At 50.6% G+C, this 765-nt stretch carries 2 protein-coding genes; both read left to right on the top strand.

What is annotated here, in order from left to right; translation table 11 throughout:
* Window positions 1-45 precede the first annotated feature (45 nt).
* The gene (locus JSN25_RS18025; RefSeq protein ID WP_204525749.1) at window positions 46-324 is read left to right on the top strand and encodes a phage holin; all 279 of its coding nucleotides are present in this window, start codon (window positions 46-48) and stop codon (window positions 322-324) included.
* Window positions 296-765 (top strand): lysozyme (locus JSN25_RS18020; RefSeq protein WP_204525750.1); only part of this gene is annotated, 470 nt, incomplete at its 3' end. The genes JSN25_RS18025 and JSN25_RS18020, both read left to right, overlap by 29 nt.

The raw sequence follows: 765 nt of genomic DNA, 5'->3' as shown, positions 1-765 counted from the left end.
CCTTTAATCACACAAAGCGCCATCCGAAAAATCGGAGGTGAGGCTATGACCAGAATGAGCACCATTTACAGCAGACTTTCATATGGAACNNNNACCACGCTGACCGGCTGCGGTGTATCAGCGAAGGCATATGCCGAAACAGCTAAAACAGCAAAAGAGGTGTCCTGGATGTTGGCCGACAGAATTGCAGGGTTAAGCCTGAGCGACTGGGCAATTATTGTCGGTATCGCATGCACTGTTATCACCTGTGCAGTGAACTGGTATTACAGGAAAAAGGAAAGGGAGGACCGGCTTAATGGCAATGTCACCAAAGCTGAAGAATAAACTGAGCACAGCGGTAGTTAGTTTGATTCTTGCCGGTGCGTCAGCACCTCTTATTCTCGATCAGTTTCTGGATGAGAAAGAGGGTAACAGCCTGACAGCATATCGCGACGGCGGCGGAATCTGGACCATTTGCCGTGGCGCCACAATGGTTGATGGTAAGCCAGTAGAGCAGGGTATGAAGGTGTCTGCTGAGAAATGCGCCCAGGTAAACGCCATTGAACGCGACAAGGCGCTAGCATGGGTTGAACGAACTATAAAAGTTCCGTTGAGTGAGCCGCAGAAGGCAGGTATCGCTTCTTTCTGCCCTTATAACATTGGTCCAGGCAAATGCTTCCCGTCAACGTTCTACCAGCGTATCAACGCCGGAGATACAAAAGGGGCATGTGAGGCGATCCGCTGGTGGATTAAAGACGGTGGCCGCGATTGTCGTCTGACAAAAGG

Source organism: Citrobacter cronae (genome assembly GCF_016893685.1).
Classification (GTDB): domain Bacteria; phylum Pseudomonadota; class Gammaproteobacteria; order Enterobacterales; family Enterobacteriaceae; genus Citrobacter; species Citrobacter werkmanii.
Note: the sequence above shows the minus strand (reverse complement) of the source record. Positions and strands in the feature narration are given on the sequence as shown.